This window comes from Nocardioides bruguierae, from assembly GCF_023554635.1.
In the GTDB taxonomy this organism is placed as follows: domain Bacteria; phylum Actinomycetota; class Actinomycetes; order Propionibacteriales; family Nocardioidaceae; genus Nocardioides; species Nocardioides bruguierae.
Window position 1 is genome coordinate 42,933 of the sequence record NZ_JAMJPH010000006.1, and the last position, 18,398, is coordinate 61,330.

An 18,398-nucleotide genomic window follows, 5' to 3' on the forward strand; every position below is an offset into this window, starting at 1 on the left:
TGCCCGTGAGCGCCGTCACGTCAAGGCAGGCGTGGCGCCTGGCGTGGCGGGTCCGCCCCTCAGCCGCTGCCCGCCGGAGGACCCGCGCCGTCCACGGCCTCCAGGAGCACGTCGACGGCCGCGTGCACGGGCTGCTCCCCCGCAGCCACGGCGGCGGCGAGGTCGTCGAGGTGGCCGGCACCGCCGAGGCCGGTCCACCGGCGCCGCAGCTCGGCCACGGCCACCGCCTCGATCTCGGCCCGGGCCCGGGCGAGGCGTCGCCGCGCCAGCGCACCGGAGGCCTCGGCCCAGGCGCGATGCTCCTCCAGCGCCGCCAGCACCTCGGCCACGCCCTCACCGCGGGAGGCCACGGTGGAGAGGACGGGCGGCTCCCACGCGCCGGGCTCGCGCTCGGCCATCGAGAGCGCCCCGCGCAGCTCGCGGCGCAGCCGACCGGCGCCGTCGGCGTCCGCCTTGTTCACGACGTAGAGGTCGCCGACCTCGAGGATGCCGGCCTTGGCGGCCTGGATGCCGTCGCCCATCCCGGGCGCCAGCAGGACGACGGTGGTGTCGGCGAGCCCGGCGACCTCGACCTCGCTCTGCCCGACCCCGACGGTCTCCACGAGCACCACGTCGAAGCCGGCGGCGTCCAGCACCCGCACGGCCTGCGGGGTGGCGGCGGAGAGGCCGCCGAGGTGGCCGCGCGAGGCCATCGAGCGCACGAGGACGCCGGCGTCGCCGGTGTGCGACTCCATGCGGATGCGGTCCCCCAGCAGCGCGCCGCCGGAGAACGGGGAGCTGGGGTCGACGGCGAGCACACCGACGGTGCGACCCGAGGCCCGCAGCGCGGAGACCAGCGCGCTGGTGGAGGTGGACTTGCCGACGCCGGGCGCGCCGGTCATGCCCACGACCTGCGCCCGGCCGGTGTGCGGCGCGAGCAGGGTCATCGCCTCGCGCAGGTGGGGTGAGTCCGTCTCGACGAGGCTCAGCAGGCGCGCGACGGCCCGGACCTGGCCGGCGCGGGCACGCGCGACCAGGTCCGGGACGTCGACGACCCGTCGACGGGGCTCAGGACTGCGGGACACGCACGATCAGGGCGTCACCCTGCCCGCCGCCACCGCACAGCGCGGCCGCACCGACGCCACCGCCGCGGCGCCGCAGCTCCAGCGCGAGGTGCAGCACGATGCGGGCACCCGACATGCCGACCGGGTGGCCCAGCGCGATGGCGCCGCCGTTGACGTTGACCTTCTCGGGGTCCAGGCCGAGCGCCCGGGTGGACTCGATGCCCACCGCCGCGAAGGCCTCGTTGAACTCCACCAGGTCGAGGGCGCCGGGCTCGATGCCCTCCTTGGCGCAGGCCTTGGCCGTGGCGTTGGCGGGCTGCATCTGCAGGCTGGAGTCCGGCCCGGCCACCATGCCGTGGGCGCCGATCTCGCACAGCCAGTCCAGGCCGAGCTCCTCCGCCTTGTCCTTGCTCATCACCACGACGGCGGCGGCACCGTCGGAGATCTGGGAGGCCGAGCCGGCGGTGATGGTGCCGGTCCGCGAGAACGCCGGACGCAGGCGCCCCAGGGACTCGGTGGTGGTGTCGCCGCGCACGCCCTCGTCGACCGAGACGACGACCGGGTCGCCCTTCCGCTGCGGGATGGAGACCGGCACGATCTCCTCGTCGAAGACACCGTTCTTCTGCGCCGCCGCGGCCTTCTGGTGCGACTGCGCGGCGAAGGAGTCCTGCTCCTCGCGGGTCAGGGCCACGCCCTCGGCGTTGACGGCCTCGGTGAGCCCGCCCATCGCCTGCTGGGTGAGCTGGTCGTAGAGGGCGTCGTAGGCCATGGAGTCCACGAGCGTGGTGTCGCCGTACTTGAAGCCGGAGCGGGACTTCGGCAGCAGGTGCGGGGCCAGGGTCATCGACTCCATGCCGCCGGCCACGACGACGTCCGCCTCGCCCGCGCGGACCAGCTGGTCGGCGTAGGCGATGGCGTTGATGCCGGAGAGGCAGACCTTGTTGATGGTGATGGAGGGGACGGCCGGCGGGAGGCCGCCCGCGATCCCGGCGCTGCGCGCGGGGTTCTGGCCGGCGCCGGCCTGGATGACCTGGCCCATGACGAGGTAGTCGACCTGGTCGCCGGTCACGCCGGCCTTCTCCAGGGCGCCGGCGATGGCGACGCCGCCCAGGTCGGCGGCCGAGAGCGTGGACAGGCCGCCCAGCAGGCGGCCGATCGGGGTACGGGCACCGGCGACGATGACGGATGCGGACATGGTTCCTCCTGCGCGGGACGACGGCGGGCGGGGGCCGGTGTGACCCGCGCCCCTCGCGAGGCTACCCACGGTGTCCCGTGGGCGCGCGGGCCACCACCGGCACCGGAGTGGCACACGTCACAGCATGACGTTCGGCCGTTGCCAGCCCGTCGCACCGGCAGCATGCTCGCCCCATGACCGCTGCTCCGCTCGTCCCCGCGAACCTCTTCACCGCCATCGACCACGTCGGCATGGCGGTGCCGGACCTGGACGAGGCGATCGCCTTCTACCGCGACGTCTACGGCATGACGCTCCAGCACGAGGAGACCAACGTCGAGCAGGGCGTGCGCGAGGCGATGATGGCGGTCGGCGACTCGACCTCCTGCGTGCAGCTGCTGGCGCCGCTGGACGAGTCCTCCACGATCGCGAAGTTCATCGACCGCAACGGCGTCGGCTGCCAGCAGATCGCCTACCGCGTCACCGACGTCGAGGCGGTCTCCGCGACGCTGCGCGAGCGCGGGCTGCGGCTGCTCTACGACGAGCCGCGCCGCGGCACCAGCGACTCCCGGATCAACTTCGTGCACCCCAAGGACGCCGGCGGCATCCTCGTCGAGCTGGTGGAGCCGGCCGCCGCCCACTGACCGGCGTCCCGAGGCCGGGTCAGATCCAGCCGCGGTCGCGCGCCACCCGCGCGGCCTCGACCCGGGTCGTGGTGCCGGTCTTGCCGATCGCGGCCGAGAGGTGGTTGCGCACGGTGCCGCCGGACAGGTGCAGGTCGGCGGCGATCGTGGCCACCGGCGCCCCGCCCAGGGCCAGGCGCAGGACGTCGGCCTCGCGCTCGGTCAGCGGGCTCGCCCCGTCCAGCAGGGAGGCGGTGGCCAGCGTCGGGTCCACGACGCGCAGGCCGGCGTGCACGCGGCGCACCGCCTCGGCCAGCGCGTCGGCGGGGGTGTCCTTGACGACGAACCCGTCGGCGCCGGCCTCGAGCGCGCGCCGCAGGTAGCCGGGCCGCCCGAAGGTGGTCACCACGAGCACCCGGGGCCCGGCGGAACGCCGGGGCGAGCGCGCCACCTGCCGGCACGCCTCGATGCCGTCGAGGCCGGGCATCTCGATGTCCAGCAGGCACACGTCGGGGGCGTGCGCGGCCACGGCGGCGGCCACCTCGTCCCCGCGGCCCACCTGGGCCACCACCTCGAGGTCGGGCTCGAGCGAGAGGAGCGCGGCCAGCGCGCCGCGCACCATGGCCTGGTCGTCGGCGAGCAGCAGCCGGATCGGCGCGCTCACCACAGCACCTCCAGCACGGTGCCGCCGCCCGGCCGGTCGGCGACCTCCAGCAGCCCGTCGACCGCGGCCACCCGCTCCCGCAGGCCGCGCAGCCCGTTGCCGGGGGCGCTGCCGCGCAGGCCCACGCCGTCGTCGAGCACGCGGACGCCGGCGGGCAGCAGCTCCACACGGCAGGCCGTGGCGTGGGCGTGGCGCACGACGTTGGTGACCGCCTCGCGCACGGCCCAGGCCGCGGCCGGGTGCAGCGCCGGGTCGAGCGCGCCGCCGTCGTCCGGCACCCGGGCGGCCACCCCGGCGGCCTCGAGCGCCGAGCGCGCCGCCGCCAGCTCGTCGGTGAGCACCGCGGCCCGCAGCCCGGTCACCGTGGCCCGCACCTCGGCGAGGGACTCGCGCGCCAGGTCGCGCAGCTCACCGAGCTCGCGCCGGGCGGCCGCCGGGTCGGCCTCGACCAGCCGCTCGGCCAGCTCCGCCTTGAGCACCACCACGGTGAGGCTGTGCCCCAGCACGTCGTGGACGTCGCGGGCCACCCGCTCCCGCTCGGCGGTCACCGCCAGCTGCTCGGAGACCCCGCGCAGGGCGTCGCCACGGTCGGTGAGCTCGCGACCCACCGCCGTGCCGGCACCGACGGCCACCACGATCAGCGTGACCACCAGCCAGCCCTGCGAGGGGTCCAGCAGCCAGGGGGCGAGCAGGCCCAGCGCGACGACCCCGACCCACCAGAAGCACCACGGCCGCGGCAGGACGAACACGCCGTAGGACTGCAGGAACGGCAGGAACGAGACCACGCCCAGCCCGATCACCGGCACCAGGCCCAGGACGAGCCCCGCGAGGAGCGCGAGCACGACCAGGGAGGTGCGCGAGCCGGCGCCACCGGGCAGCTGCCAGACCCCGACGACGTAGGCCGCGGCGAAGCCGAGCGTGCCGAGGACGCCGAGCGCCGTGGCCGCGCCGCCCGCCGCGACCGCCTCGGAGAGCGGGAAGGCGAGGAAGACCAGCCAGACGAGCCAGAGCAGGCGGGCCGCCGGGAACGGCCGGGCCGTCACTGGCGGCTGCGGGCGCGACGCACCAGCAGCAGCGCCACCAGGCCGAACAGGACCGTCCACACGCTCACGTTAGCGATCAGCAGCCCCAGCGAGTCGTGGAACGCCGGGCCGGCGCCCATGCTCGTCCAGCCGTCGGTGAGCGGGTACCGGGCCAGGCCGACGTAGCCGTACATCGGGCTGAAGCGGGCGATGTCCAGCAGCACGCCGGAGAGCGGGTAGAAGACGTTGCCGAGGAACCCCAGGACCACCACCACGCCGCCGGTCGCGGCCACGGCCTGGTCGGTGCCGAAGCCCAGCCCGATCGCCAGCCCCAGCAGCGAGAACAGCGAGGCCCCCACGAGGACGACGGCCAGGCTGCCGAGCCAGGCCCCCACCGTGCCCTCGGCACCGAGGGCCAGCCCGAGCCCGTAGACCAGCAGGGCCGGCAGGGACGCCAGGACCACGCCCGTCGCCGCCTTGGTGCCGACCCAGGTGAGGTCGGCCAGCGGCGTCAGCCCGAGCTGGCGACCCCAGCCCTGGGTGCGCTCCAGCGCCGCCCGTCCGCCCACGCCGACGGTGGCGGTCACCGCGCCGTAGGCGGCCATCGCGATCATCACGAACATCGCGAGGTTGCCGTGGCCGGCGGAGACGTCCGCGTACTCGGTGGAGGTGCCGAGCATGACGTAGAGGAACCCCGGCAGGCCGACGGAGAAGATCCAGGTGACCGGGTCGCGCAGGAGCCGCAGCAGCTCCAGCCGCAGCAGGGTCGGCGAGAGCGGTGCGACCCGCCCGGTGGGCGCGGGTGCCGGGACGGCGGTGGCGGCGGGTGCGGGCAGGGCGGTCATCGGGCCACCTCCGTGGCGGTGTGGGTGGCGGTGTGGTTGGTGGCGGTGTCGGCGGTCAGCAGCAGGAAGGCGTCCTCGAGGGAACCGGGGGCAACCTCGAGGTCGTGCACGCCCTCCACGTCCAGGACGAGGCGGGCAGCCGTGTCCGCGTCGTCGACGCGCAGCACCAGCCGCGGGCCGTCGGTGGTGGCGTCGAGCACGCCGACGCCGGCGCGGGCCAGCCGGGGCCGCAGGTCCGCCAGGGCGGTCCGGGCGGCGGCCGGGTCGGCCAGCGCCACCGAGACGATGCGCCCGAGCGCCCGGGAGCGCACCTCCTGGGTGGGGCCGTCGGCGACGACGCGGCCGCGGGCCATCAGCACGGTGCGGTGGGCGAACGCCTCCGCCTCCTCGAGGTAGTGCGTGGCGAACACGATCGTGCGTCCGGCGGCGGCCTCGGCGTGCATGGCGTCCCAGAAGGCGCGCCGCGCCGCCACGTCCATCGCGGCGGTGGGCTCGTCCAGGACGAGCAGCGCCGGGTTGGCCAGGAGGGCGGCGGCGAACCGCACGCGCTGCTGCTCACCGCCGGAGCAGCGGGAGACCCGTCGTCCGGCGAGATGCGCGATGCCGGCGCGGTGCAGGGCGTCGTCGGCGGCCTCCGGGCCGCGCCGACCGGCCAGCCCCGGGTGGCAGGCCGCGAGGTAGCGCAGCGTCTCCCCCACGGTCAGCGTGGGCAGCAGGCCGCCGGTCTGCAGCACCGCGCCGACGCGTCCGGCCCGCACCGCCTCGCGCGGGTCGAGGCCGAGCACGCGGGCGGTGCCCCCGCTGGGGCGGGACAGGCCGAGGACCACGTCGAGGGTGGTCGTCTTGCCGGCGCCGTTGGGCCCCAGCAGGGCGACGACCTCGCCGGGGCGGACGAGCAGGTCGAGACCGTCGACGGCCACGACCTCCTCGCCGTGGGCGCTGCGGAAGGTGCGGCGCAGGCCGCGCAGGTCGACGGCGGCGTCACGGACGGCGCCGGTGGCGCCGGTGGCCCCGGTGGTACGGGTGGCGTGGATGGTCATGTCCCCACCCTCGTCCGCGCGGAGCCCGGAAGGACCTGCGCGCCGTCACGTCCGGGCCGTGACGGATGTCAGGGGTGGACGGGACCGGACGGCCCGGGTCGGACGGCCCCGCTACCGTGAGACTCGCGTCACAGGAGCGGACGTCCGCGTCCGGCTACCGTGCACGCCACCCACCCGCGGCACAGCCCGAAGGAGAGCACCGTGCAGCACATCCTCGACGCCATCATGGCTGGTGACACAGCCGGCGAGGACTTCGCGAACCTGTCCCTGCCCGAGTCCTACCGAGCGGCCTTCGTCAAGAAGGACGAGGTCGACATGTTCGAGGGAGTGCCCTCGAAGGAGAAGGACCCCCGCAAGTCCCTGCACGTCGACGAGGTCGCGATGCCCGAGCTGGGCCCCGGCGAGGCGCTCGTGGCCGTCATGGCCTCGGCCATCAACTACAACACCGTGTGGACCTCGATCTTCGAGCCGGTCTCCACGTTCGGCTTCCTGGAGCGCTACGGACGCCAGTCCGAGCTCACCAAGCGCCACGACCTGCCCTACCACGTGGTCGGCTCCGACCTGTCCGGCGTCGTGCTGCGCACCGGCCCGGGCGTGACCCGGTGGAAGCCGGGCCAGGAGGTCGTCGCCCACTGCCTCTCGGTGGAGCTGGAGGACCCCGACGGCCACGACGACACGATGCTCGACCCCCAGCAGCGCATCTGGGGCTTCGAGACCAACTTCGGCGGACTCGCACACGTGGCCCTGGTCAAGGCGAACCAGCTGATGCCGAAGCCGGACCACCTCACCTGGGAGGAGGCCGCCTCCCCCGGGCTGGTCAACTGCACCGCCTACCGCCAGCTGGTCTCCAAGAACGGCGGCGACATGAAGCAGGGCGACAACGTCCTCATCTGGGGTGCCTCCGGCGGCCTCGGCGGCTTCGCGACGCAGTACGCGCTCAACGGCGGAGCCACCCCGGTCTGCGTGGTCTCCAACGCGGAGAAGGAGAAGATCGCCCGCTCGATGGGCGCCGAGCTCGTCATCAACCGGGCGGAGGAGGGCTACAAGTTCTGGAAGGACGAGCGCACCCAGGACCCGAAGGAGTGGAAGCGGTTCGGCGCCAAGATTCGCGAGCTGACCGGCGGGGAGGACATCGACATCGTCTTCGAGCACCCCGGCCGCGAGACCTTCGGCGCCTCCGTCTTCGTGACCCGCAAGGGCGGCACCATCACCACGTGCGCCTCCACCAGCGGCTACATGCACGAGTACGACAACCGCTACCTGTGGATGAACCTCAAGAAGATCATCTCCAGCCACTTCGCCAACTACCGCGAGTCGTGGGAGGCCAACCGCCTCGTGGCCAAGGGCAAGATCCACCCGACCCTGTCGCGCACCTACACCCTCGACGAGGTGGGGCAGGCCAGCCTCGACGTCCACCACAACGCCCACCAGGGCAAGGTCGGGGTCCTGTGCCTGGCGCCCGAGGAGGGTCTCGGCGTCCGCGACCACGACATGCGCGACGCCCACCTCCCGGCGATCAACCGGTTCCGGGGCGTCTGACCAGGCACCCACCCGCCGGTCCGGCACCGGCGGCCGGCACAGCTGCCGACACAGCGTCCGACACAGCGGGGTCCTGTCGCCACGACAGGGCCCCGCTGTGCGTCCGCCGTCGGTGACGAGATTCCGCACGACATTCCGCGGACGGGGTTCGGTTTCGTCCGTGCGTGGGCCAGGATGGGCCCCGACCGGGCCCGGTGCGGGCCGCACGAGCCGATGAAGGACGGTATCCACCACCCATGAGCGACCAGGGGCTGTCGATCTTCGAGGACGAGCCGGAGCAGGGAGGGTCCGAGGACCGGACCCAGGTCATCCCTGCCGTGGGCGAGGACTCCCCGGGCTCTTCCGGCAGCACGAGCCGCTCCTCGTCCGGCACGGGTGGCCGGACCTCCGGCGGCCAGGCCGACCCGGCCGCCTCCACCGCGCCGGTGCCGACCGCGCCCCGCCACGGCACCCGCCCGGCCCCCGGCCAGCGCCCGGCCACGGTGCCCCCGTCGTTCCCCACGGTCCGCCGCGGCGGCTACGACTCCGCCGTCGTCGACGCCCGGGTGCGCCAGCTCGTCGAGGAGCGCGACCAGATCGCCGGCGAGCTCGAGTCCACCGCCTCGCGCACCTCGGTGCTCGAGGCCGAGCTCTCCAAGGTCAAGGCCGACCTCGCCGAGCGCGACAGCCCCTCCTACGCCGGGCTCGGCGGGCGCGCGTCGGCGATGCTGCGCCTGGCCGAGGAGGAGGCAGCCGAGGTCCGCGAGACCGCCGAGCGGGAGGCCGAGGAAATCATCGCGCAGGCCCACCGCGACGGCGACGCGATCCGCGCCGACGCCTCCCGCGAGGCCGAGGACATGCGCACCGTGCAGCTCAAGGAGCTGGACGAGGCCCGGGCCCGGACCACCGCCGACACCGAGCAGGAGCGGGCCCTGGCCCGCGCCGAGGCGGCCGACGTGCGCGCCGCCGCCCAGCGCGACGCCGACCAGCTGAAGCTGGCCGCCGAGCAGGAGACCACCGAGCTGCGCTCCTCCGCGCAGCGCCACGTCGAGCAGGCGCGCGCCGCCGCCGACCGCGAGGTCACCGAGGCCCGCCGCGCCCTGGCGGTGGAGAAGGAGCGGCTGGCCCGCGAGGCCACCGACCACCACGAGTCCACGATGGCCGAGACCAAGCGGCTCGTGGTCGAGGCCGAGCAGCGCGCCTCGTCCGCCGAGGAGCGGGCGCGGCAGGCCACCGAGCAGGCCACCTCCTACCGCGAGGGCGCCCAGACCGAGGCCGACGCCCTGCTCTCCCGCGCCCGCCGCGAGGCCGAGCAGATCGTCTCCTCCGCCCGCACCCAGGCGGAGTCGATCTCCTCCACGGGCCTGGCCGAGGCCGAGCGCGAGCGCAACAAGGTCCGCGCCGAGGTGGACCGGCTGCGCAAGCGCCGCGACGGCATCACCGCCCAGCTCGCCTCGCTGGCGGAGCTGGTCGGCAAGTTCTCCGGCGACGACTCCGAGGACACCGACACCGACAGCCAGGACGACTGAGCGTGCCGCAGGACCCCGACGTCCGCGCCGACGACGGCGCGGACGCGCTGGTCGACAGCGTCTCGGAGGCCACCGAGGCCCCCGAGGAGGGGTCGGAGGCAGACGCCCCGACCCACGACCCCGAGCTCGGCACGCCCGGGCCGCCGTTCCGGCGCAGCCCGTTCCTCATCGGCTTCTTCGGCGCGCTGGGCGCGTTCGTCGCCTGGTGGCTGGGCAGCCTCGTGCTCTCGATCGGCAGCACCCTGGTGCTGCTGGTCGTGGCGATGTTCCTGGCCGCCGGGCTCAACCCCGCGGTCGAGGCCCTCGAGAAGCGGCACGTGAAGCGCGGCCTGGCCGTGCTCCTGGTGATCGTCGGCGTGCTGGTGGCCTTCACCGGCTTCGCGTTCGCGCTCGTGCCGGTGATCACCGACCAGGTGACGGCCATCGGGCAGAGCGTGCCCGGCTGGGTCGACCAGCTGGAGTCCAACGACCGCATCCGCGAGATCAACGACCAGTTCGACATCCTCACCAAGGTGCAGGACTTCGTCACCGGCGGGTCGTTCATCTCCTCGATCTTCGGCGGCGTCCTCGGGGTCGGCATCGCCATCTTCAGCGCGCTGGCCAACGTCTTCTTCGTCGTCGTCCTCACGCTGTACTTCCTGGCCAGCATGCGGGCCACCAAGCACGCGCTCTACCAGCTCGCGCCGGCCTCGCGCCGCGACCGCGTCTCCCGCCTGGGCGACAAGGTCCTCGCCAGCGTCGGCGGCTACGTCGCCGGCGCGTTCGTGGTCGCCACCTGCGCGGGCCTCAGCTCGCTGATCTTCTTCTTCGTCGTCGGACTCTCCGAGTACGCCTTCGCCCTCGCGTTCGTCGTCGCGCTGCTCGACGTCATCCCCATGGTCGGCGCCACGCTCGGCGCCGTCGTGGTCACGCTCATCGGCTTCGCCGTCGACCCGACGATCGGCCTGGCGTGCCTGGTCTTCTACCTCGTCTACCAGCAGGTGGAGAACTACTTCATCTACCCGCGCGTGATGTCGCGCTCGGTCGACGTGCCCGGCGTCGTCACCGTCATCGCGGCACTGGTCGGCGCGGCACTGCTCGGCGTGGTGGGCGCGCTGCTGGCGATCCCCACGGCCTCGGCCCTGCTGATGCTGGCCCGCGAGGTGCTGATCCCCCGCCAGGACGCCCGCTAGCACGCCCCTGCTAGCCCACAGGACCCGCGAGCGAGGAGAGCACGCTCGCCAGTGCGGGCTCCCGGAACGAGCGCACGACGGCGCGGTCCTTGGCGCAGGACAGGTCCAGCACCACGTCCTGCACCAGGAGCGGAGCGCCGGGTCGGGCGTAGGTGTCGCGGCTGCGGGCGCTCACCACGACCACCTCGCCGGCCGGCGGGGCGCCCACGCCGCGCCGGCACGTGGTCGGCCGGCGGCCGTAGATGCCCGCCACGTCGCGGGCGCGCTCCAGGACCCGGTCGGACACCCCTGCCCGGGCCAGGGCGAGGTAGGCGCCGCCCGCCTGCCCGTCCTGCCCGTCCTGCCCGTCCTGCCCGGCGCGGTAGGCGCACAGCCAGGAGCGGCGCAGCGAGCCCGGGCCCTCGACCGTCCAGGCGTAGGAGGTCCGCGGCAGCACGTCCATCGTGGTCGGACACAGTCGCTGCGGGCGCAGGCTCCCCAGCACCCGCGCGCGCACCGCCTCGTCGTCGCTGGTCACCGTGACCGTGGTGCCCAGCACGGCCACCGTCCGACGCACCCAGCCGTCCCCCAGGTCGGTGGTGCCGGGCTCCAGGTCCGCGCCGAGCCAGACCGACGGCTGCGTCGGCACCGGCGCGCCGTCGAGAGGGGTGCACAGGTCCGAGACCTGGACGGGGCGTCCGACCCAGCCGCCCTGGTCGGGTGCGTCCCCGCAGGTCGCGAGGCCGTCGTCGAGCGCGACGGGCGCGACGCCGCTCCCCCACGCCGCCGGCACCGAGACCGCGACCTCACGCCAGACCTCGGTGCGCCAGCCCCGCACCGGCGATCCGTCGGCGGCCACCTCCGAGACAGGCTCGGAGGGACTCGCCGCGGACGTGGTGGGCGCAGGCTCGGGGGCGTCTGCGGTCGTGCAGGCGGCCGCCGCCCCCAGGAGCAGCAGGCCCAGCAAGGCGGGCAGCCTGCGGGCGACAGGGAGGGCGACAGGACGGGCAGGGCGGAGGGTCATGCCCCTTCGACGCGCCGGAGGCCGCGGGAGTTGCACGCTCACGCGCCCGGGTAGAGGCGGAAGCCGCTCATCGCCTTGTGCCCGAAGGAGCCGTAGAACGCCTCGGCCCCCTGGGTGACGAGGTCCATCCGCAGGGTCGCGGTGGCCTGGAAGGTGGCGACGACGAGGAGGCGACCGATGCCCCGGCGTCGGTGGTCGGGGTGCACGGCGACGAACGAGAGGTGGCTCTGGAGCACGCCGTCGCCGACGGCCTGGGCCCAGCCGACCACCTCACCGCCGTCGTCGGCCACGTAGGCCACCGACCCGGGTGCGGTGCACACCCGGTGCACGACCTCGGCGTCGACCAGCGAGGGCCACTGCACCAGCCGCGACAGGCGGGCGATGCCGTCGGCATCGGCGCGCGTGGACTCCTCGTAGGGGCGCACGTCCACAGGCATGCACCGACCCTAGGGGGCCGGCCCCGGACGCGGGGCGCCCGCCCGGGTGGCGTGTCAGGCGGGGACGGGCTCGGGGCGCTCCGTGGCGCTGGTGACGGAGCGGTCCTCCCCCAGCTTCACGGCCACCACGCCGGCGAGCACCAGCACGCCGCCGAGCAGCTGGACGAGGCCGGGCAGCTCGGCCAGCAGCAGCCAGGCGAACACGACGGCGGTGAGCACCTCGGTCAGGGAGACGAAGGAGGCCAGCCGCGAGCCGAGCCGCCGGCCGGCGGCGATGCCCGTCGTGTAGGCGACGCCGGCGGTCACGACGCCGAGCAGGGCCAGCGGCAGCCACCACGGCACCGAGACCGAGCCGGCCACGGTGCCGTAGGCCACCGCGTCCAGCGAGCCCGCCATCGGCAGCACGCCGACGGCACCCAGGGCGCCCAGCACGAGGGTGGCGACGACGAGGCCGCCGGCGGCGAGGGTCAGCGGCGGGAGGCCGTTGCTCTCGTCCGCGTTGAGGATGAAGTACGTGGCGGCGCCGATCATGGCGCCCAGCGCCCAGGCGACGCCGAGCAGGCTGACGTCGGCCCCGGAGAACAGGTCGAGCACGAGCACGAGCCCGGCCGTGGCGAGCGCGGCGCCGAGCACCGTCACGCGGCCCGGACGCTGGCCCTGGCGCAGCCACAGCCACAGCACGACGACGGCGGGTGCCGTGTACTCGATCAGCAGCGCAGGCCCCACCTGCATGTGCTGGACCGCGGAGAAGTAGCAGAACTGCGCACCGGCGACGGCGAGCAGGCCGTAGACGACGACCACGCCGCTGTTGCGGGCCAGCAGGTGCCAGCGCCCGGCCAGGGCCCGCAGGCCGAGCGGGGTGACGACGAGGGCAGCGATCGCGATGCGCGCGAGCACGGCCGCGCCCGGCGTCCACCCGGCGTCCAGCAGGCCCCGGGCGAGGGCACCGGACAAGCCGAAGGAGCCGGAGGAGACCAGGGCGAGCACGAGACCGGAGCGGACCCGCGAGGAGGGACGGCGCAGGGCAGCGCTGTCATGAGTCATCGTCGTCATGGGACATGACGCTAGGGCTGCTTTGGTAAGTTGTCAAAGTGGTATTCGCCCATGACACCGAGATGGCCCTGCAGTCCGCGGTCTGGCTCGTCAACACCGCCGAGGAGGAGCCGGACGCGCTGAGCACCGTCGCGTCCCTGGACGCCTTCTTCGCCGCGTGGGAGTACACGGGCCGGCACGAGCGCACCGTGGCCGAGCTGGAGGAGGTGCGGGCGCTGCGCAGCCGCCTGCGCAGCCTCTTCCTCGCACCCCGGGACGAGGCGGTGGAGACCGTGAACCAGATGCTGCACGAGGCCGGGGCCACCCCGCAGCTGGTGCGGCACGACCCCTACGACTGGCACGTCCACGCCGTCGCCCCCGACGCGGCCCTCGCCGAGCGCATCGGCGTCGAGACGGCGATGGCGATGATCGACGTCATCCGCACCGACGACATGTCCCGCTTCGGCATCTGCGCCGACGAGGAGTGCGAGGCCCTCGTCCTGGACCTCTCGCGCAACCGGTCCAAGCGCTTCTGCTCGACGACGTGCGGCAACCGCAACGCCGTCGCCGCCTACCGGGCCCGCCAGGCCGCGGACGCCTGAGGCGGCTCGCGGGGACGCGGGGGGCTCAGCAGTAGGCCCGCACCCCGTCGACGCTCAGCGCCCGGTCCCGCAGCACCACCGGCACCGCGGCGCCCTGCGTGCGGCACGTGCGTCGGAAGTCGCGGCGGCGGTACTCCACCATCAGCACCTGGCGGCCGTAGTGGCGTCGGTAGCTCCCGCACTCGCGGTAGCGGCCGCACTCCTCGGCCACCGCGAGGTCGAGGCCGACCGACGTGCCGTCCCAGCCGGCGCGGTTCTTCTGCGCGGCCCGGAGCCCGGCCGCGTGCGCCCCGCGCGCCAGCAGCCGCGCGTAGGCCCGGGCGTCCCGCGGGCTCAGGAGGCCACGGCTGCGGGTGAAGGAGTCCAGGTTGTCGTACTCGACCGCCTCGTAGCCGTCGTCCGCGCAGCCCTGCGTCCAGCCGGCCATGATGCGCGCCAGCCGCGCCCGTCGCCGCGGGGTGCGGATGTCGAGCAGCCACTCGCCCCACCCCTCGTCGACCACGGGGTCGCCGTCGGCGTCGGTGAGCACCAGGCGCCAGCGCTGGCGCCAGAACCGGCGCTGGTCGGGCTGGGTCTGGAAGCCGTTGACGTAGCAGACGTCGTAGAGCCCCGCCGGGTCCTCCGTCCGGTCCCGCACCACGATGCCCACGGAGTCGTCCGGCTCGGCGGCGCCGCCGAGCTGGTAGTCCACGTCCTCGTCCGCCGGCAGCCGCGGGGCCCGCGTCGGGGAGTCCCCCGCCGTGGCCGCCGTGGCCCCGGTCGACGCGGCGGCACCCGATGGCACGGCATCGGACGCCCCGGCGGACCGGGCCTCGTGGCCCGACGGCACCGAGCAGCCCGCCAGCAGCAGGAGCGTCACGACCCCCGCCGTCCACCCCGCCGTCATCCCCGGCGTCCACCCCGCCCGCACGCTGCGTCCGCCCATGGGCGTGACGGTAGCCCCGCCAGGCCGTCGCCGACAGGCGTGACCTCCGCCGTGCCCGCTCGTTCTGCTCCTGGGACCGCCGTGCCGCAAGGTCAAGGTTCCGACCAGGCGGGTGCGACCCGCCCGCGGGTGTGGGATTCTGAGGACAGGGCCACCACCCGCCCGGCAGCACCACCCGGCACCAGCCAGCACCACCCCGCACCACCCAGCACCACCGCTGAACCCTGGGACCACGACGACCGTCCGGTCCCGCCCGCTCCCCCAGGAGGAACCGTGCGCGTCCTCGTCGTCGACGACGACCCCGACCTCGTCCTGCTCATCAGCCTGTTCCTGCGTCGCCAGGGCGGGCACGACGTGGTGACCGCCGGCGACGGCCTCGAGGCCCTGGACGTCCTGGCCGCCGACGGTGCCGTCGAGGCCGTCGTCCTCGACTGGTCGATGCCGCGGCTGGACGGGATCGGCCTGGCGACCGCGGTGCGCGGGGACGAGCGCTGGCAGCGCCTGCCGCTGCTGATGGTGACCGCGATGCCGGACCACGGCCCCGCGCTGGAGGCCGGGATCGACCACGTGATCCGCAAGCCGTTCGACTCCGCGACCCTGCTCCAGGCCCTCACCGCCGTCGTGGAGGCGCGGGTCGCCTGACCCTGCTCCCGGGCCGGCCTGCGACCTAGAAGTCGAAGCCGTCGAAGAAGTCGCCGATCCCCTCGCCGATCTCGCCGAAGCCGTCCCCGATGCCCTCGCCCAGCCCGGCGATGCCGTCCCCGATGCCCTCGCCGATGCCACCGAGCGCGTCGAAGCCGCCGAGCCCGCCGAAGAGCAGGCCGGCGAACATCCAGTCCATGGGCGTGAACGCGCCGAAGTAGCCGGCGGCGTACGGCTGGTAGGCGCGACCGGCCTGGTAGTAGGGCACCCGCTGGGAGCCCACCATCACCTTGCGGCTGTCCGGCTCGGCACCCGCGCGGACCCGCTCGGCGTCCAGCGCACAGGCGGGCACGTCGCGCTGGCTGCCGCCCGGCGGCGTCCACGGCACGTCCGTGACCGACAGCCCGTGGCGGGGGTCGAAGAAGCACGGCGGACGACGGACCGGCAGCGGCTCCCCGGCGACCCGGGCCCGCACGCAGGCCATCGCGTACCTGCCGTCCTCGAGGATCTCGGTGACGTGCCGGACGTCGTCGGGCCGCGTCATGGCCGCCACCGAGCCCTTCGCCGACTCGTAGGCGTCGAGCGCCCGCTGGTAGTCGGCGTTCGCGCCGGCGTCCAGGGGCGCACCGGCCAGGTCGGCGTCCAGCTCCTGCAGCTCCACGCCCAGGGCGGTCACGTCCTCCTCCGCGAGGCGACGCACCGGCTCCAGCTCCGCCTCGCGCTGCGCGGCGGCCTTGCGCTCGCTCGCGCGGGAGATCCCGACGGCGAGCGCGATCGCACCGCCGACGACGACCAGCAGGACCACCAGGAGCTCCATGGTGCGAGGCTACCCGGCGGGCGGAGGGCGCCCCGGCTTCGCGACAGGTGTGGAAATGTGCGGTCCACGCCGCGTCAGTCACTGCGCGCACGCGCAGGTCGTGGCAGTCTTTCGTCCATGCCACGCCCCCAGGCCCTCATCGTCGAGGACACCGAGGAGTTCGCCCGCATGGGCCGCAAGGTCCTCGAGCAGGAGGGCTTCGAGGTCACCCACGCGGTCTCCGCGGAGGCCGGCCTCGCCCTGGTGCCCGGCTCGTCCTTCGAGCTCTACCTGGTCGACGTGACGCTGCCCGGCATGGACGGCTTCGAGTTCTGCCGCCGGCTGCGCGAGAGCAGCGACGCCTACGTGATCATGGTGACCGGCCGCGACGCCGACGCCGAGAAGGTCGTCGGCTTCCGGATGGGCGCGGACGACTACGTCACCAAGCCCTACTCCCCGCTGGAGCTCTCCGCGCGCATCCTGGCGATGCGGCGCCGGCCGCGCGCGGCGCCGCAGAGCGACGGCCAGGCGCGCAGCTTCGGCCGGCTCGAGCTGGACGCCGACGGCCGCGAGGTCCGCGTGGACGGGCAGCTCGTCGAGCTCACCCGCATCGAGTTCGACCTGCTGGCGGTGCTCAGCTCCGCGCCCAAGCGCGTGTTCACCCGCGCCCAGCTGCTGGAGACCGTCTGGGGCTACTCCGACGGCGACGACCACGTCGTGAACGTCCACATGGGCAACATGCGCCGCAAGCTGCGCGCGCACGGCGACGACGTCGACCTGATCCGCACCGTGCGCGGCGTCGGCTACAAGTTCGACCCCGCCGCTCTCTGAGGAACCCTCCGGGCGGCCGTGGGGGCCTGGGGCACCGCCCGGGTCAGTCCTGACGTGCCGCCCCGCGCGGCAGGCGCAGCCGCGCCTCCGTGCCGCCACCGGGCGCGCTGTCGAGCACGATCGAGCCCTGCCAGGAGGCGGCCATCGCCATGGCAGCCGCCAGGCTGAGCCCGGCGCCCTGGTGCTCGAGGCTGCTGGAGGTGCGGGAGCGGAAGAACGGCTCGCCCACGTGGTGCTGCTCGTCCTCGGGGATGCCGACGCCCGTGTCGGCGACGACGATCTCGACCTGCTCGCCCTCGACCTCGGCCACCGAGACCGAGACCATGCCGCCGTCGGGGGTGAACGTGACGGCGTTGTCGACGAGGCGGTCGAGGATCTCGCGCAGGTCGTCGCTCGCGATCCGTGCGCTGGTGCCGGGCGCGGTGTGCTGGCGCACGCCGAGCTCGCGGGAGGCCGGCACGGCCCGCGCCAGGACGTCGGTGACGACCTCGTCGACGTCGGCGCGGGCCAGGTCGGCCAGCAGCGGGTCGGGCGTGCCCCGCGCCATGAGCGAGGCGTTCTGCGCGATGTCGAGCAGCCGGGCCACGGAGGTCTCGACGCGGGCCAGGAGCCGCTGCTCCGGGCCGGAGAGGTGGTCCTCGGCTGCCTCGGCCAGCAGCTCGACCCCGCCGCGGATGACGCTCAGCGGCGTCCGCAGCTCGTGGTTGACCGTGGTGAGCAGCTCGCGGCGCATCTCGTCGAACTGGGCGCGGGCGCGCTGCGCCGGGGAGCGCTGACCGGCGACCATCCGCTCCAGCGCCGCCGCGAGCGTGTCGGCGGAGAAGACGAGCAGGCGGTGGTCGCGCGGGGTCCAGGCCCGCGGGCCGCGGCTCCACACCACGAGCAGGTGCCGCTCGCCGGCCACGACGACCTCGGCCAGGCCCACGGCCGCCCCGCGGGCGCTGCCGCCGCCGAGCGGGCCCCACGCCCCGTCCTTCGGGCTGAGGTTGCTCAGGCGCACGCCCTGGCCACGGTCGAGCTGGGCGGCCAGCGACTCGGCGAAGCGGCCCGGGGCCTGCAGCCAGCAGTCCTCGACGCCCATGAGCTGGCCGATCAGGTCGGTGGCGGCGGAGACCACGTCCTCGCGGGCGACGCCGGGCACGGACGGCAGGCCGTCATCGCCCAGGAGGTCGGCGACGAGCACCTCGGGGTCGGAGCCGTCGACGGCGGGCCGGCGCGGTGCGCCGGCCAGGGAGTCGGCCAGGGAGTCGGCCAGGGTGGAGTCGGTCATCGCAGGCGAGCTCTCAGCGAGCGCCTTCTCGGCGGCCCGACGCCGTCGCACCGCGTCGAGGTCGGTGACGATCGCCAGGCGCGCGTAGACCGCCGGACGCCCGGCGGCCAGCGGCGCGGTGGGCAGCGGGTCGACCCGCGCGGCGCCGGGGACGGGGTGCTCCTGCGTGGTGGTCATGACCCCAGGCTGACCCGGCTGCCGCAAGGAACGGACAAGTACCGGCACAGTTCGCG

19 protein-coding genes are annotated in these 18,398 nt (G+C 74.8%); 7 read left to right on the forward strand and 12 right to left on the reverse strand.

The genetic code is table 11. The features are described from left to right. Positions 1–59 precede the first annotated feature (59 nt). Both meaB and M8316_RS04945 read right to left on the reverse strand, forming a co-directional pair. A complete protein-coding gene (meaB, locus tag M8316_RS04940; RefSeq protein ID WP_250052540.1) occupies positions 60–1,064 on the reverse strand; it encodes a methylmalonyl Co-A mutase-associated GTPase MeaB in 1,005 nt (334 codons plus the stop codon). Then, positions 1,048–2,238 carry an acetyl-CoA C-acetyltransferase gene (locus M8316_RS04945; protein WP_250052542.1) on the reverse strand — a complete coding sequence of 397 codons (1,191 nt, stop codon included), beginning with the start codon at positions 2,236–2,238 and terminating at the stop codon, positions 1,048–1,050. Before M8316_RS04945 ends, meaB begins: the two co-directional genes overlap by 17 nt. Before the next feature lie 173 nt (positions 2,239–2,411). Between M8316_RS04945 and mce the strand changes: the two genes are divergently transcribed. Then, a complete protein-coding gene (gene mce, locus M8316_RS04950) occupies positions 2,412–2,858 on the forward strand; it encodes a methylmalonyl-CoA epimerase (protein ID WP_250052544.1) in 447 nt (148 codons plus the stop codon). A 19-nt stretch (positions 2,859–2,877) separates the two neighbouring features. On the opposite strand, the gene M8316_RS04955 is transcribed toward mce, so the two are convergent. From M8316_RS04955 to M8316_RS04970, 4 genes are read right to left on the reverse strand one after another with little or no spacing between them, the layout of a single operon-like run. After that, positions 2,878–3,504, reverse strand: coding sequence for a response regulator transcription factor (locus M8316_RS04955; protein ID WP_372490556.1), 627 nt, complete (start codon positions 3,502–3,504; stop codon positions 2,878–2,880). Continuing rightward, positions 3,498–4,544 carry a sensor histidine kinase gene (locus M8316_RS20990; protein WP_250052545.1) on the reverse strand — a complete coding sequence of 349 codons (1,047 nt, stop codon included), beginning with the start codon at positions 4,542–4,544 and terminating at the stop codon, positions 3,498–3,500. Before M8316_RS20990 ends, M8316_RS04955 begins: the two co-directional genes overlap by 7 nt. After that, positions 4,541–5,368, reverse strand: coding sequence for an ABC transporter permease (locus M8316_RS04965; RefSeq protein ID WP_250052546.1), 828 nt, complete (start codon positions 5,366–5,368; stop codon positions 4,541–4,543). The genes M8316_RS20990 and M8316_RS04965 overlap by 4 nt, the downstream gene beginning before the upstream one ends. After that, on the reverse strand, positions 5,365–6,408 hold the full coding sequence (locus tag M8316_RS04970) for an ABC transporter ATP-binding protein (RefSeq protein WP_250052547.1): 1,044 nt from the start codon (positions 6,406–6,408) through the stop codon (positions 5,365–5,367). The genes M8316_RS04965 and M8316_RS04970 overlap by 4 nt, the downstream gene beginning before the upstream one ends. 201 nt (positions 6,409–6,609) lie before the next feature. Between M8316_RS04970 and ccrA the strand changes: the two genes are divergently transcribed. The 3 genes from ccrA (at position 6,610) to M8316_RS04985 (ending at position 10,627) form a co-directional block, all read left to right on the forward strand. Continuing rightward, positions 6,610–7,947, forward strand: a complete 1,338-nt coding sequence (gene ccrA, locus M8316_RS04975; RefSeq protein ID WP_250052548.1) for a crotonyl-CoA carboxylase/reductase — start codon at positions 6,610–6,612, stop codon at positions 7,945–7,947. Positions 7,948–8,183: 236 nt separating this feature from the next. Then, on the forward strand, positions 8,184–9,455 hold the full coding sequence (locus tag M8316_RS04980; RefSeq protein ID WP_250052549.1) for a coiled-coil domain-containing protein: 1,272 nt from the start codon (positions 8,184–8,186) through the stop codon (positions 9,453–9,455). Positions 9,456–9,457: 2 nt separating this feature from the next. After that, positions 9,458–10,627, forward strand: coding sequence for an AI-2E family transporter (locus tag M8316_RS04985; RefSeq protein WP_250052550.1), 1,170 nt, complete (start codon positions 9,458–9,460; stop codon positions 10,625–10,627). 10 nt (positions 10,628–10,637) lie between these two features. Here the strand turns inward: M8316_RS04985 and M8316_RS04990 are convergent, their stop codons facing one another. The 3 genes from M8316_RS04990 to M8316_RS05000 all read right to left on the reverse strand — a co-directional run bounded on the left by M8316_RS04990 (position 10,638) and on the right by M8316_RS05000 (position 13,111). Then, complete coding sequence (locus M8316_RS04990; RefSeq protein ID WP_250052552.1) at positions 10,638–11,573, reverse strand: hypothetical protein; 936 nt, start codon at positions 11,571–11,573, stop codon at positions 10,638–10,640. Positions 11,574–11,668: 95 nt separating this feature from the next. Beyond that, entirely contained in the window at positions 11,669–12,067 is a 399-nt protein-coding gene (locus M8316_RS04995) for a GNAT family N-acetyltransferase (protein ID WP_250052553.1), read from the reverse strand. A 54-nt stretch (positions 12,068–12,121) separates the two neighbouring features. Further along, the gene (locus M8316_RS05000) at positions 12,122–13,111 is read right to left on the reverse strand and encodes an EamA family transporter (RefSeq protein WP_250052555.1); all 990 of its coding nucleotides are present in this window, start codon (positions 13,109–13,111) and stop codon (positions 12,122–12,124) included. 47 nt (positions 13,112–13,158) lie between these two features. Here M8316_RS05000 and M8316_RS05005 point away from each other — a divergent pair, with 47 nt between their 5' ends. Next, positions 13,159–13,701, forward strand: a complete 543-nt coding sequence (locus M8316_RS05005; RefSeq protein ID WP_250052557.1) for a CGNR zinc finger domain-containing protein — start codon at positions 13,159–13,161, stop codon at positions 13,699–13,701. A gap of 25 nt (positions 13,702–13,726) precedes the next feature. Here M8316_RS05005 and M8316_RS05010 read toward each other — a convergent pair whose 3' ends face one another. After that, the gene (locus M8316_RS05010) at positions 13,727–14,626 is read right to left on the reverse strand and encodes an endo alpha-1,4 polygalactosaminidase (protein WP_250052560.1); all 900 of its coding nucleotides are present in this window, start codon (positions 14,624–14,626) and stop codon (positions 13,727–13,729) included. Positions 14,627–14,899: 273 nt separating this feature from the next. Between M8316_RS05010 and M8316_RS05015 the strand changes: the two genes are divergently transcribed. Next, on the forward strand, positions 14,900–15,268 hold the full coding sequence (locus M8316_RS05015; RefSeq protein ID WP_250052562.1) for a response regulator: 369 nt from the start codon (positions 14,900–14,902) through the stop codon (positions 15,266–15,268). 25 nt (positions 15,269–15,293) lie between these two features. Here M8316_RS05015 and M8316_RS05020 read toward each other — a convergent pair whose 3' ends face one another. Then, on the reverse strand, positions 15,294–16,085 hold the full coding sequence (locus M8316_RS05020) for a hypothetical protein (protein WP_250052564.1): 792 nt from the start codon (positions 16,083–16,085) through the stop codon (positions 15,294–15,296). Between the two features lie 117 nt (positions 16,086–16,202). On the opposite strand from M8316_RS05020, the gene M8316_RS05025 reads away from it, so the two are divergent. Further along, complete coding sequence (locus M8316_RS05025; RefSeq protein WP_250052566.1) at positions 16,203–16,895, forward strand: response regulator transcription factor; 693 nt, start codon at positions 16,203–16,205, stop codon at positions 16,893–16,895. Positions 16,896–16,938: 43 nt separating this feature from the next. Here the strand turns inward: M8316_RS05025 and M8316_RS05030 are convergent, their stop codons facing one another. Further along, complete coding sequence (locus M8316_RS05030) at positions 16,939–18,342, reverse strand: sensor histidine kinase (protein ID WP_250052569.1); 1,404 nt, start codon at positions 18,340–18,342, stop codon at positions 16,939–16,941. Positions 18,343–18,398 lie beyond the last annotated feature (56 nt).